The following is a 13,682-nucleotide window of genomic DNA, read 5'->3' on the forward strand; positions in this document are numbered from 1 at the left end:
TAGGCTACAATAGAATCGCGAACAATTTGAATTTTAAACTTAGAATCTTCCTAAAATACAGTGATGCTGCCAAGTGTCGCAGCTGAAAGGCGGGCTGGAATGCGGGCCGGGAGAACCCTTCACATCGGCATGTCACTTGCGCCGACCTGGCTCAGCGGCGACGCCTGGCGCCGTGCCGACAGCGGCATCGAAGGGCACTTTTCCAGCGACCTTTATCTCGACATCGCGCGGCGTGCCGAAGCGGCCCGGCTCGATTTCGTGTTCCGGCCCGACACGCTGTTCCTCGACGCGCGCGCGGTGGAGGCCGGACCGGGCTTCGCCAGCCTCGATCCGACCCTGCTGCTGGCCGCCATCGCCCGCGAGACCTCGCGTATCGGCCTCCTCTCCACCATGTCCACCACCTTCTACCCGCCCTATGTGGTGGCCCGGCAGATCCAATCCCTGAACTGGCTGACCAACGGCCGCGCCGGATGGAATATCGTCACCGCACTCGACGGCAACGAGAATTTCGGCCTGCCGGCCATGCCTTCGGCACAGGAGCGCTACGACCGCGCCGCCGAGTTCACGCAGGTGGTGCGGGCCCTGTGGGCGAGCTTTCCGTTCGAGGCGCTCAGGCTCGACCGGGCGGCCGGAACCTACGCCGATGCGGCCCTGGTGAGGCCCCTGGACCATGAAGGGACCCATTTTCGCGTGCGCGGGCCGCTCAATCTTCCGGCGGCGCGCGCGCCGATCCCCCTGGTGCAGGCCGGGGCCTCGCCGGAGGGGCGCGATTTCGCCGCCGCGGTGGCCGACGCGGTGTTCGTCTCCACCCCGGACCGGGAGGCGGCCATCGATATCCGCAAGGATATGAACAACCGGGCACAGGCTCAGGGGCGTGCGCACGGCGACGTTCTCGTCCTGCCCGGCCTCAGCCTCTATCTCGCGGCGAGCCGATCCGAGGCGCGCGAGCTGTTCGCGCACACCCATGCCCGGGCGGACCGCGCCCGCAAGATCGCCGGCATTCGGGAGATGACGGGGCTCGACCTGTCCGACTGGGAGGAGACGCGCCCCGTCACCGCAGCGGACCTGCCGCCGGCCCCCGCGAAGGTGCGCAGCCGCACCCATGCGGAGCTGTTGCGTCGCCTGATCGCACGCGAAGAGCCACCGCTTGCCGAGTTGCTGCGCCGCCCCGAGGTGACGGGGTCCGCCCATTGGCGGATCGTCGGCACCGTTGACGATGCCGTGGACGAGATCCTCGACTGGGCCGCGGCGGGCGCCATGGACGGCTTCATCGCCCTGCCCGGAGGGTGCCTCGACGCGGTGCGCCTCTTCCTCGAAGGCGTGGTGCCCCGCCTCGTGGAAGCGGGCCGCTTCCGTGCCGCCTATGCGGGGGAAACCTTTGCCGACCACCTGCGCGATTGAGCGGCTGCGCCCGGCGCCGCGATGGCAGCCGATGCCGAGTGCCTGGGGCCATACGTGGAGTGGGATCGCGTCACAACACTTATCGGGCCACTCCACCGCCGTGTTCCCCTCGCTGGGGCAGTAGCCGGGCTCCCTGCGCGGCCGGGGCGCCGTTGGCCGACTTGACGGCGCCCCGTTCCTTGGGCATGGCGGTCATGTTCGCGTTCGACCGTCAGCCATTGCGGGTCCAAGACCATGCTCCGCTTCCCGACCCGCCCGCACCCGCTCGGCCATGCCGTCGCTCTGCCGTGTCCGCTGCCCCGGGGTGCTGCGTCGGCTCAGAAGGGCCCGCGCGATCCCGCCCTTTCGGTCAATACGTCCTGCGCAAGAGCGGAGGCGGGCCGGCAGGCCTCCGCCTTTGCCGCCGCGCTCCTGTGAGCGTTTGGGAGCCCCCCCCCCGTGAACATCGCTCTTGAGGCTGTCCTGCGGGCGCTCGGCCTGTTCTATGTGCTGAGCGGCGTGCTGGTGGTGCGTTCGCTGGCCGTGTCGGCGATGGCGGACGCCACCTATTCCGCCATTGTGGGCACGCCGCCGCACCCGGCGGAAAGAGCCCGCGAGATCTGGCTCGCCGCAGGCTCCGTGCTGATCGGGGCGGGCGGGCTGGCGCTGGTCCTGCTCATGGACGTGGCCGCTGTGCTGTTCATTCTGGGGGCGATCCAGCAACTGGCCTATCTCGGTTTCATCGCCCCGCGCTATCTCGATCCCCACGATGAGCCGGATGCGGGCGGGCGCGCGAAAACCTGGAACGCGGCCATGGTCTATCTGGTGGCAACGGTCCTCGTGGTGGCCGCGGCGCGCGGCGGTGTGCTGCGGCCCTGGCTCGATGCACCTGTCTGGCTGCTCGGCGCGGCCGGGGTCGCGATCCTCGCGGGCATTGTCTGGACGGTCCGGGCGCTCTGGGTGCGCCGGTCTTTCGGGAAGGCCGAATAGGCCGGCCCTCGCTTGCCGGGCGTGCCCGGGGGCTCAGCGCGGCTCGATCTTCCGCGCATCGGCGTCGGCGAGGCCCACGAGCAGGTGGCGACCGCTCCGATCGACGCGGAAGATGCCATAGCGGGCCTGGGCATAAAGCTCCGCCTGGCCCTCCTGGAACAGGAAGGAATGCGGCTCGATCGCCACGCCGTTGCCGGCCGCGTTGCTGACCACGCGGAAGGCCACCTCGCCCGGGCCCGGGGCGCCGCCAAGGCGGCGAAAGCTACCGATGCGGCGTGCGTCGAGGGCAAGGATGATGGCCCCGGACCTCGCATCAAGCTCGATGCGCTCACGCTCCAGCGCATAGGCAAGGCGCATGTAGTCGCCCTGCATCAGCGATCGCGGGTCCGCTGGGGCGAGTTGCAGCAGCACCACCTCGCCAGAGGCCAGGAGGGCCTCGAAGTCGCGCACGCTCCAGCCCAGAACGGCCAGCACGGCGAAACCCGCCACGAGGAACAACCAGCGCCGCATCACATTGCTCACGGCATGTCCTCCCGGTCCCAGCCGGCACGGGCGATGAGCACCTGTCCAGCCAGCAGGAGCAGGCCACTCCCCACCAGCGTGGCCGACTTCTCCAGGAAGGTCATGTCCCGCCCGTAGTACCAGAGCACCAGAAACACGGGCAGAGCCAGAATCCCCGCCACGCGCAGCGCCACATCGTGGAGCGCGTGGCCGACGATGAGCACGAGCAGGGCAAAGCTGATGCCCGGCGCCCCGACAAAGGCGAGCAGGATGGCCCCCGCCGCCGCGGCGAGGAGCGGCGGCCGGGCCAGCCGGTCGAGCCCGCCCGCTGCCCAGCCGATCACGCCGATGAGGGCAATTGTGAGCACCGCCTCGACCGGGCGCGCATCCAGCGGCCGGCCGCTCGCCCACGCCCCGGCATCCTGGCCGGCGGCGAGGACGCAGACGATGGTGCCCATGAGGGCGAGGGCCGCGGTGCCGATGGGCCGCAGCGCCAGCGGCACGCGATGGGACAAAAGGAGAAGGCCGGCTATTCCCGCAGCAAGGGTGAAGAGCGCGGCGATGGCCAGGCTGGGATCGGTGCCGGAGTTCCGGCGCAAGAGGATCTCCAGCATCGCCGCCACCCCTGCCGCATAGGGCGAGAGCACGCGGTCGAGCGAGGTGGCCGACACCGGATAGGTGAGGATGGTGACGGCGAGGATGGCCAGCGTGGGCACCCACGGACTGTCCGCACCCGCAAGGATGATGAGTCCGGCGACGCTCATCACCTTGCCCAGCGCCAGGGCCGTGAAGCCGGTCTGCGCCAGCACGTCGCGGCCCATTCCCGCCCGGGCGCGCGGCAGGGCCAGCGACAGGACGATGCCGGCGGCGATGAAGGCGAGGCCCCAGCCGAGCAGGTTCCCGCCGCTATCGAACGAGATCAGGTCTGCGATAACGAGGAAGGTGAGGAAGAAGACCGTCGCGACGAAGGTGCCGACGGCCGCGAGGATCTTCAGGTGCAACGGCGGACGCTCTTCTGCCGCGTCGGCGCGGAGCGCCGCGACGACCGCCGCTTCCGTCCCCTGGGGCAGCGCGCCGGAGGCCGTCCAGGCGGCCACGAGCGTTCCGGCATCGATGGTGGGCCGCGTCATGACCGCATCTCCAGCTGCCGTGACGTGGCGCGGAGCCAGGCGACGGCGGCGGCGAACAAGGCGAGCGTGGCGACACCCATGAGGAAATAAGTGCCCATGTCGGCCCTCTTGCTGCCTTCGGCCAGCAGCCGGAACAGGGCGAAATCGGCGATGACGCAGATGGCGAGGGCCACGGCTGCCAGCATGGCAAGGTCGGGGATCGGGCGGCGGTAGATGAAGACCAGCCCCACAAGGCACAGGAGAATGGCGGCGAGCGCCACCCCTTCCGCCGCGCCGAAGCCGCCGAACGCCTCCAGCAGGATCAGAGCCAGTTGGACCGTCGCCGCCAGCAGCGGTAGGCCGAGGAAGAACCGCGTCCACCGCGCCGCCGGCCAGGAGAGGCCCCGCGTCGCCAGCATTTCGCGGCTGAAAAGCGCAAGACCGAAGAGGGCCATCAGGCTGAGGTTGCGGCCGCTATGGAAGGCGGCGTCCGCGGGCTGGGTCTGGTCCCACCAGGTGACGATGGTGACGGCGGCCACCGCGATCCAGACCGCCCATGTGGCGGCCGATCCCGCCAGCAGGGTCCAGGCCAGGGTGAGGCCGGCCCAGGCGGCGAACAGGGTCCAGGCGTCTGCGCCGGTCTGGTAGATCTGGCCCGCCACCGCCAGGAACACGCCCACGAGTGTCACGGCGGCGGCGGCAGCCGTTTCCGACGCGCGGCGGCCGAAGCCGAGGATCACCACCGTGAGGCAGGCGGCGGTGATCAGCGCGGCGATGACGCCCAGCCGGGTGAGGGGCGGGATGCGGTTCCAGTTGAAGGCGAAGAAATAGATGATGCCGGAGAGCACGAGCGCGGCGCCCGCCGTGCCGAGCAGCCGCCCGGCCCACAGGCCCCAGCGCCGCGGCGGCTCGATCACGGCGAGGGCGGCATCGCGTGCCTCCGCCGTGATCAGCCCGCGCGACGCCAGACGGTCCACGGCATAGCGGTCCACCCGGATCGCCGCCAGATCTCTTATGCCGTTGATGGCGTTCTCGCTCATGCCTGTTCGTCTCGTCTTGCCGCGCCTGCGGGTTCGGCTAACCTCGTGCACGACGTCAACGAGGTCGAACCATGATCCGGGCCACCTGCGCAGCCATCTTCGTGCTTGCCGCGACGCTGCCAGCAACAGCACTGGATTGCCCGCTCGACAAGGCAGTCTACACCCCCCTCGATGCCGACGACGACTGGAGCGCAACGGACGGCGTCATCAATTCGTGGGAAATCACCCACCCGTTGAAGCCGGATACCTCCGCCGACCGGCCCTGGGTGGTGCGCCTTGCCGAAAAACGCCAGGGCCACGCCGCCGAGTTCGCCATCGCCGACCCGCCCGGCTTCAGTGCGATTCATGTTTTCATGCTGGTGCCACCGGGCGGCAAGGACAAGGGATTCGATGCGGGAAAGGCCCCCATGTCGCTGCTTTACTATTTCGACGACGACCTGAAGCGGGTGGACCCGCGCGGCGAGGCCCCACCCAAGGCGCCGCCGCTGATGCAGCTTCCCGGCCTCTCCAAGGCCTTCTGGGACTGGAAGCGGGATGGACGGCGCTTCGTGCCGCCGGATGGACTGTGGAAGCTGACCGCCTGCCGGAGCTGACGCGCCGCCGCAGGGCAAGGCGGCTCTTTCGGGCCATATTTCAAAAGCCTATAGTCGCAGGCCTCAGGGGGAGGACCGGCCGGGGCATGGGAGGTTGGCGGATACATCGTCGAGGCACCCGGTGAGACGGCGGGTGGTTCGCGGCGCTTTGCAATGGCGCGCCGTGCAGTGGCCGGTGACGCCCCGGCACGCCGGCCACCTGTTGGCCGGGGTGGCGCTCCTGCTCGGGCTGCTGGGTCCGCAGCTGGCGGCGGCGCGCAATCTGGCGCTCCTGGTGGGCGTCGCCGATTATGACGAGCCGAAGATCCGTCCCTTGGCCGGCCCGCGCAACGACGTGATCCTGCTGTGGCGCCACCTCTCCCGCCACGGCTTCGACGCGGACGACATCACCGTGCTGGCGGAAGGGTTGCCGCAGGCGGCGCACGTGCCGCGCCCGCAGGCCGCGCCGACGCGCGCCGCCATCATGCAGGGGCTCGCCCGCCTCGCGCAGCAGGCCGGACCGGGCGACACGGTGATGTTTCACTTTTCCGGCCACGGCACCACGCAGCCGCAGGCCGCCCCGGCCGAAGGCGCCGTGCCTGAGGCCGGCGGGCGCGACCAGGTTCTGCTGCCGAAGGATGCCGGCCTCTACGATCCGGCCGCGCGCACCATCCGCAACGCCATCATCGACGACGAGCTGGGCACCGCCCTCGACCGCATCCGGGCGAAGGGCGCCACCGTCTTCGTCGTGGTGGATGCCTGCCACGCCGGAACGGTGACCCGCTCGGCGGACATGGCGCGCGGCGTCGATGCCGCCGCGCTGGGGGCGCCGCAGGCGGGGATGGGCGCGGTCCTGTCCAGCCCGCCGCGCCTGCCGATCCATGCGCCGCAGCGCGGCGGCACCCTGCGGGCCGCCGGCGCGCCGGCGCCGGCGGGGATGGGGGCGCTGGTGGCCTTCTTCGCGGTGGATTCCTGGACCCCCGCCATCGAGCGCGCCTATCCGGCGCCGGCCGCGGGCCTGGTCGAAAAGCCCGGCGCGGACGGGGCAGCGCAGGCGATCTTCGGCGTGTTCAGCTGGCACCTTCTGCGGTCCTTCGAAAGCGGGCGGGCGGTGACCTTCCGCGACCTCGCCCGCATGGTCTCCCTCGATGTGGCGGCGGCCGCGCAGCTCGCCCATGCCCCGCTGCCGGTCTTCGAGGGCGACCTGGACCGCACCCTGCCCGGCGCCGCGGCGAACGGACCCCGGCGCTTCGCCACGCGTCAAGAAGGCGGGGATCTGCTGATCGAGGCCGGTGCGCTGCAGGGGTTCGATGAAGGCGCCGAAATCGCCCTGTTCGATGGTCCGCTGGCGGATGCACAGCCCCTCGGCACGGTCCTTATGCCCGGAACCACCGCCGGTGAAAGCCGGGTGCCGCTGGCGGACCTGCCGCCCGGCGCCGCCGCGGGCTCGGTGAAGAGCCTGTGGGCGCAGATGGAGCGTCCCGGCGTCGTCTTCCGCTTCCGGGTGGCCAATGTGGCGCTTCCCGAAGCGGCGCAGGCCATCGCCCGCGCCCTGGAACCGGGCGAGGGAATGCCGGCCATTGGCATCGAGCTGGTGGCGCCGGACCAGCCGGCCGACCTCAACCTGCACCTGGTGGACGGGCGGCTCTGGATGGTGCCGGAAGGCGGCCGCCTCGTGCGGGACCCGCAGGCCTATGGCCGCAGCTTCTCCCTCCCGGCCGACACGGGTCCCGCGCCGCTGCGCAACGCGGTCTGGGCCTTCGCCCGCGCGGCCAATCTGGTGCGTCTCGCCAGCGTGGCGGACATGGGGGCGGGCGCGGCTTCGGGCGATGTCGAGATCAGCCTCGACCTCATCCGCGAGACCGACGGGGCGCAACTTGCCGACCCGCGCCGCAGATGCACGCAGGCCGCGCGTCCCTCGCCCCCCCTGCCGGTGGACAGCGGGGTGGCGGCGCCTCTCGCCCACTGCGACACGGCACGCCTGACCATCACCAACCGGTCCGAGCGCGACATGGACCTCGGCATCTTCTTCCTCGATCCCCTGGGGGGTATCGACGTGCCGGTGCGTGGCTGGCGCCAGAACGGCTGCATCGCCACCCTGCCGGCCCGCGCCTCCGGGCCCCTGGTGGTGCGCACGACGCTGACCACATGGGGCAAGGACGGCCCGTCGCAGACCGGGCTTCACCGCATTCTCGTCTTCGCCTTGCCGCGGGCGGGCGGCATCCCGCCGTCGCTCTGCCACCTGCTGCAGCGCGACGTCGCGTCCGCTTCGGCCGGCGCCCTGCGCGGCACCGGCCAGCGGGGCTTCCTCGATCTGCTGGGCCGCGCCGCACGGGTCGCGCCCGGCCTGCGCGCCGCCAATCCATTCGAGGCAGAGGACAGTGCGGCCGGCTCCGTCGTGGTGCGCCAGTTCAGCCTTGATCTGCTGGCGCCGGAGGCGAGCCGCTGATGCCCCTCCTGCTCCGGCTCATCCTGCTGTGCGTGTGTACGCTCGGCCTGCTCCGGCCGCTGGGCGCGCAGCAGCCGTCGCCGACGCAGCTGCGCGACGAGGCCTTCCAGGCCGCGCAGAAGGCGATGCTCACCTCCGCCAGCATGGCCCTTGCGCAGCTCGGCGTGCGCTTTTCGGCCGGTTCCGACGACCTCGCCCGGCTGGTGCGCCAGCGGCAGGACCTTGTCGCCGCCTGGAAGGGGGCGGACCGCGCGCTGGTCAAGGCGCTCGGCATGGCCGCAGGCGGCACGGGGGCGAACCAGGACGTAGAGGCGCGCCGCGCCGAGGCGAACGCGCTTCAGGCACGGATCGCCGACAGCGACCGCGACATGGCCACGCGCTTTCCCGCTTACGCCGAGCTGTCCCAGCCGCAGCCGGTTTCCATCGCGGCAACCCAGGCCCTGCTGGGGGAGGACGAAGCGCTGGCGCTGGTCTTCGTCGGCACCCGCGAGACCTTTGTCTGGGCGGTGACCCGCACCGAAGCCGACTGGCACCGTGTGCCCGTGACGCGCGATGCGCTGGTCGCACAGGTGAAGGCGCTGCGGGCCGGCCTCGATCCCGCCGCCGTTGCCGTGATGCGCTCCGCCCTGCGCGACTTCGGCGACACCGAGGTGGCGGGGGATGGCATCGCCACCAGCGGGCAGGCAGGGTTCAGCCGCGCCAGCGCCCATGACCTGTTCCGCCAGATCCTCGCGCCGCTCGACCCGCTGCTGGCGCTGCGCCGCCGTGTCTTCATCGTCGCCGAGCGGCCGTTCGATGCCCTGCCCTTCGCACTGCTTGTGACCGAGGCCCCGCAGGGCGAGGATACCGACCCGGCCGCGCTGCGGCAGACGGCGTGGCTGATCCGGCGGCAAGGCATCGTCACCCTGCCGTCCGTGTCGAGCCTGCGGTCGCTGCGGGCGGTGCCCACCGCCTCGGCGCCCCTGCCATTCCGTGGCTATGGCGCCCCGCTGCTGGGCGGGCGCGGTCGGCCGGCGCAGGTCGCCTCGGCCGCGCCGGATGTGGCGGGCGCCCTGCTGCGTGGCGGGCGGATCGATCTGGAGACCGTGCGCAGCCTGTCGCCGCTGCCGCAGACGGAGGGCGAGCTGCGCCGGTTGGCCGAGGCCCTGGGCGCGCCGACAGACGCCGTGCAGGTGGGGGCCGCGGCCACCAAGAGCGCGGTGCTGGCGGCCGACCTCTCCCGCTATCGCGTCCTCGCCTTCGCCACCCACGGACTTCTGGCCGGCGACATTCCCGGCCTGTCCGAACCGGCGCTGGTCTTCACGCCGCCCGCCGCCGACGGGGGCGACGACGGACTTCTCACCGCCTCGGAAGCGGCGCGGCTTCACCTCGCCGCCGACTGGGTGATCCTGTCCGCCTGCAACACCGCCGGCAGCGACGGAACGCCGGGTTCAGACGGTCTTTCGGGCCTCGCACGCGCCTTCTTCTACGCCGGTGCCCGCACGCTGCTGGTGTCCCACTGGCCGGTGCGCGATGACGCTGCGGCACGGGTGACCACGACGACCCTCGCCGCCCTGCGGGCCGACCCCATGCTTTCCAAGGCGGAAGCATTCCGCCGCGCCACCCTCGCACTGATCGCGGATGCCTCGGACCCGACCCTGGCGCATCCGGCCATCTGGGCGCCCTTCGTCATGGTGGGAGAGGGGCGATGAGCCTCCGGCTGCGCCTCGCCCCGGTGCTGGTCGCAGGCCTGCTTGCGGCCGTTCCCGCCATGGCCCGGGCGGGAGCGCCCGCCCCTGCGCCGCAGGTGATCGACCCGACGGCGCAGGACCCGGACCTCGCCGAGCGGCTGGACGCCGCCTATCGGCTGCTGGCCGCGGACCGGCCGGGCGAGGCCAAGGCGCTGCTGGAGGCGCTGCGCCACCCGCTGGAGGATGCCGGCGACCTTGATCAGCTGCTCCGCCTCTACGACCTCATCGGATACGTGGGCCATGAGCTGAAGGACCGAGCCACCGAGATCGACGCAAACGCCCATTCGGCGATCCTGAACTATCTAGTCGCGCCGCTGGATGCTCCCGATACGGTGCTGGCCGAATTCTCCCTTGCTGCGGCCTATCGCAGCCGCGACGGGCGCGACGGGCAGGTCTTCGCCCTTGCCCACGTGCTGGCGGCGGCACAGGGCGCGCGGCGGGTCGGCCCGCCCTCCTCCGACCTGGAGAAGATGGAGGCCCAGGCCGCCGCGCTCATGGGCCAGCGGCTGGCCGGCGACGGACGGCCCGAGCTCGCACTCGCCTTCCTGCGCCGGGCCCGCAGGCTGGCGGACAAGGGCCATATCAATGCCAGCGACGCCCAAAAGCTCGACCGGCTCTTGGGCGAGGCCGAGCGCGACGCTGAAGCGCGGCGCGACCTGCCGGTAACGCGGCTTGAGGACTGCACGGGACATGCCGGGCTGGACGCGGCGCAGATGGCGGCATGCCGGCGGAGCGCGGATCTCGCCCTCGCCCGCGGTGACGCCGCCGCGGCGGACGCGATCCTGGACCGCCTCATCAGCGACGTGCCCCGTGCTGCGCTGCGGGCCGATCGCTACGACGCGGCGCGCGACCTTTTGGTGGTGCGCCTGCTCCATCGGCCGCCGAGCGATCGGCAGCTGCGCACCAGCGCCGAACTCATCGCCAACTATCTCGCTTATGCGGGCGACGTGACATCCGCGGCCATGGTCGGGGCCCGCGCCGCCCGCGGTGCCATAGATGGCGGCACCTACGATGCGCAGCTGGCAAAGACCTGCGGCCACATTGCCCGGCGCGCCCTCAGGTCCGGTACGCCGGACCTGGCACGCCGCATGATCGCGCTTCAGCGCAAGGTGCTGCTGGCGGGCGTCGCCGAAGCCGGGGCACCGCTGTCCGCCGCCGATCCGGTGCTGCAGCGGCGCCTCGCCGCTGCGCTGCTGCGGATCGAGAGCGCCCGCATCGCCGCGGGAAGCACGCTGGCGCGCCGCGCCGAGGCCCAGTGGGCGGAGGTGGAACGCCAGATCGCGACCATCGACCTTGCCGCGTTCGACACCATCGAGCGTCTCACCGTGGTGGAATATGCCGGAGTGGAGGACTTCGTCGTTCCCAGCTACGCCGCTGCGCTGGAATTCATGGGGCGGCTGGCGCGCCGCCTGCCTGCGGGCGACCCGCGGCATGATGTGGCGCGCGGTGGCTGGGTCAATGCGGTGGAAGTCTGGTGGGGCGACAGCGCCCGCGCCGATGCGCTGGCAGAGGAGGCGATCCGCGAGATCCGCGCCGCGCCTCAGGGGCGCGATGAAGCGCTGGTGAACCTGCTGGTCGTCCGGTCCGGCATCGTGGCGCCCACGAACCCGGCTCTTTCCGCACGGCTCACGCGGGAAGCCTATGAGATCGTCGCGGCCCGGCCGGGCGAGGAGACGCGGCGCATCGAACTGCTCCTGGACATGGCGCTGGACCAGGCCGACAGCAGCCTCGTCCGCGCGCTGGTGGCGGAGGCGCAGAAGCTGGCCGAGGCGGGCGGCGAAATCGGACTTGCCGCACGGGTGCGCCTCGACCTGAAGCGCGCCTTCATCGCCTTCGACGACGGCAATGGCGATCTGGCGCTGCGCCTCGGCGAGGGTGCCCTCGCGCGCCTCGTCGAGGCCGGCAAGGGCGGCAGCTGGATGGTCGTTGCCCCGGCCCGCGACCTCGCCGGCCTCTATGCCGCCCTCGGCCGCATGGACGACGCCCGCAGGACCTACGAAACCCATGTGCTCGCGCGCAGCAATTCCATGGTGGACGGCGAGGAGAAGGTGATCTCCGACCGGCTGGGGCTCGCCAATCTGGAAGCCTATTACGCGCCGGACAGCACCACGGTGCGGACCCTTTCGACCCTCATGGAGCGCGCACGCCTGCGGGTGAGGAGCGATCGGGACCTGGTGCAGCGGATTCTGCGCGCGCAGGCCTTTGCCTATCACGGCCTGGGCGACGGCACGCAGGCGCGGCTGGCGGCACGCGAAGCCCTGAGCGCGCCCCGGCCACCCGCGCGCGATACCGAGGCCGAGCGCGAGGACCGCAAGCTGCTGGAGGCGCTGGTGGGCGCGGACTGGCAGGGCAGCCGCGCAACGGTGCCGCCATGAGCGCGCAGGATGCGTTCGGCAATGGCGCGGGCGGCCGGCGTCGCGGGGGATGGGGCGGAGCGTTCCCATCCGGCGGACCGGCATCCCCCGCGCCAACCTTCCTCCCCCACGTCGCCGGCCGGGGCGATCGGGGGCTCGGGGCCGAAGGTTCCGGCCTTGCAGTTCCTCCCCCTCCTCGTCCCTCCCCCTCCCCACAGAGTGGTTCCCATGCACCTCAAGTCGTCTCGACCCCTCGTCTCCAGGGAGGGCTTCCGGTTCCTCGCCCTCGCCGCATGTCTGGCTGGCGGCACCGTCGTCGCGCAGGCGGAAGCGCCCCAGGCCCAGACCTCCGCGCCCGGCGACCAGCTTCTGGTCCAGCAGGCGCCCGCCGCAGCCGCCGCGCGCCCCGCCACCCTGCCGGCCTCTGACGATGTCGGCCCGGCAAAGCTGGCGGCGGACCGCCGGCCCCGGACAGGCAGCGATGCCCGCCCCCTGCCCTATACCGCCGCCGGAATCGCCGTGAAGTCCGGCGGCCTGTTGAAGCGCGGCAGCAACGAGAAGATCGTCGGCGGGACCCAGGCGGCGCCTGGCTCCTACCCGTTCCAGGCCGCGATCATCCGTGTCGCCACCACCAACGGCAAGGTCACCGGCGTTTCGCCCGTCTGCGGCGGCACCGTGCTCACCTCGCGCTGGATCCTCTCCGCGGCCCATTGCTTCGTGGAGGGCGCTGGCGGCAAGGTGGAGGGACTGCGCAGCACCAAGAACCTGCTCGTCCACGTGGGCAACACCAGCCTTCTGGCCGAGGACGACGAGCGTGACTGGATCCCCATCAAGCGCATCATCGCCCATCCCAAGTATGTGACGGGCACCAACGTCAACGACATTGCCCTGGTGGAGCTGGAGCGCGCGCCCAAGCGCGGCGTGAAGGTGCAGCAGGTGACCGTAGTGACGCGACAGACCGAGGCTTCCGATCTGCCGGAACAGGCCGAGCTTCGCATCATCGGCTGGGGCACCACCGCCGAGGGCGGGCGCCCCTCGCCCGACCTCCTGGAAACCCGCCTGACCGCGGTGGACCGCAACCGGTGCAACCGCGTCCTCACCTCCGCGCTGGTCGGCTCGCCCGATGCGCGCCGGGCGCTGGAGGACCTGAGCTACGTGTTCAACCTCACGCCGGCTGCACGCAAGACGCTGGAACAGCAGTTGCCGCAGATCGGCGGCGTGGTGACGCCGCAGATGTTCTGCGCCGGCGCCGCGGTGGACGGGGTGGATACCTGCCAGGGCGATTCCGGCGGTCCCATCCTCAGCCAGAAGGGCGACGGGCCGCTCGTACAGGTGGGCATCGTCAGCTTCGGCCTCGGCTGCGGCCATGCCGAGTTTCCCGGCGTCTACACCCGCCTCGCCCTCTATATCGACTGGATCAAGGCGTCCATCGCCCCGCCGAGCCCGCCCCCGGCGGCGCCGGCCAACCCGCAGGTTCGGCGCTGAGCCGGCGGCCGGGCGGCGCAACCGGATCGCGCCGCCCGGCCCGGTGCCCGGTGGATGATGCCCCTGCGGCGC

The 13,682-nt window shown here is 71.8% G+C and carries 10 protein-coding genes; 7 read left to right on the top strand and 3 right to left on the bottom strand.

Translation table 11 applies throughout. From position 1 onward, the window contains the following. Positions 1 to 99: 99 nt before the first annotated feature. Entirely contained in the window at positions 100 to 1,401 is a 1,302-nt protein-coding gene (locus ACI7BZ_RS18560) for an NtaA/DmoA family FMN-dependent monooxygenase (protein ID WP_414118614.1), read from the top strand. A gap of 438 nt (positions 1,402 to 1,839) precedes the next feature. After that, complete coding sequence (locus ACI7BZ_RS18565; protein WP_414118615.1) at positions 1,840 to 2,370, top strand: hypothetical protein; 531 nt, start codon at positions 1,840 to 1,842, stop codon at positions 2,368 to 2,370. 33 nt (positions 2,371 to 2,403) lie between these two features. Here ACI7BZ_RS18565 and ACI7BZ_RS18570 read toward each other — a convergent pair whose 3' ends face one another. The 3 genes from ACI7BZ_RS18570 to ACI7BZ_RS18580 are packed head-to-tail and all read right to left on the bottom strand — an operon-like array spanning position 2,404 to position 5,020. Beyond that, positions 2,404 to 2,892 (bottom strand): GDYXXLXY domain-containing protein, encoded by a 489-nt coding sequence (locus tag ACI7BZ_RS18570; RefSeq protein ID WP_414118616.1) that lies wholly within the window; start codon positions 2,890 to 2,892, stop codon positions 2,404 to 2,406. After that, positions 2,889 to 4,001, bottom strand: coding sequence for a DUF4401 domain-containing protein (locus ACI7BZ_RS18575; protein ID WP_414118617.1), 1,113 nt, complete (start codon positions 3,999 to 4,001; stop codon positions 2,889 to 2,891). Before ACI7BZ_RS18575 ends, ACI7BZ_RS18570 begins: the two co-directional genes overlap by 4 nt. Continuing rightward, entirely contained in the window at positions 3,998 to 5,020 is a 1,023-nt protein-coding gene (locus ACI7BZ_RS18580) for a DUF2157 domain-containing protein (RefSeq protein ID WP_414118618.1), read from the bottom strand. The genes ACI7BZ_RS18575 and ACI7BZ_RS18580 overlap by 4 nt, the downstream gene beginning before the upstream one ends. Positions 5,021 to 5,091: 71 nt before the next feature. Here ACI7BZ_RS18580 and ACI7BZ_RS18585 point away from each other — a divergent pair, with 71 nt between their 5' ends. The 5 genes from ACI7BZ_RS18585 to ACI7BZ_RS18605 all read left to right on the top strand — a co-directional run bounded on the left by ACI7BZ_RS18585 (position 5,092) and on the right by ACI7BZ_RS18605 (position 13,610). Continuing rightward, positions 5,092 to 5,613, top strand: a complete 522-nt coding sequence (locus tag ACI7BZ_RS18585) for a hypothetical protein (RefSeq protein WP_414118619.1) — start codon at positions 5,092 to 5,094, stop codon at positions 5,611 to 5,613. Positions 5,614 to 5,746: 133 nt separating this feature from the next. Further along, on the top strand, positions 5,747 to 8,041 hold the full coding sequence (locus tag ACI7BZ_RS18590; RefSeq protein WP_414118620.1) for a caspase family protein: 2,295 nt from the start codon (positions 5,747 to 5,749) through the stop codon (positions 8,039 to 8,041). Next, on the top strand, positions 8,041 to 9,732 hold the full coding sequence (locus ACI7BZ_RS18595; protein WP_414118621.1) for a CHAT domain-containing protein: 1,692 nt from the start codon (positions 8,041 to 8,043) through the stop codon (positions 9,730 to 9,732). Before ACI7BZ_RS18590 ends, ACI7BZ_RS18595 begins: the two co-directional genes overlap by 1 nt. Continuing rightward, positions 9,729 to 12,146: an ATP-binding protein gene (locus ACI7BZ_RS18600; protein ID WP_414118622.1), complete on the top strand. Its 2,418-nt coding sequence runs from the start codon at positions 9,729 to 9,731 to the stop codon at positions 12,144 to 12,146. Before ACI7BZ_RS18595 ends, ACI7BZ_RS18600 begins: the two co-directional genes overlap by 4 nt. A 207-nt stretch (positions 12,147 to 12,353) precedes the next feature. Further along, entirely contained in the window at positions 12,354 to 13,610 is a 1,257-nt protein-coding gene (locus ACI7BZ_RS18605; RefSeq protein ID WP_414118623.1) for a serine protease, read from the top strand. Positions 13,611 to 13,682 lie beyond the last annotated feature (72 nt).

This window comes from Xanthobacter sp. AM11 (assembly GCF_047444035.1).
GTDB lineage: Bacteria > Pseudomonadota > Alphaproteobacteria > Rhizobiales > Xanthobacteraceae > Xanthobacter.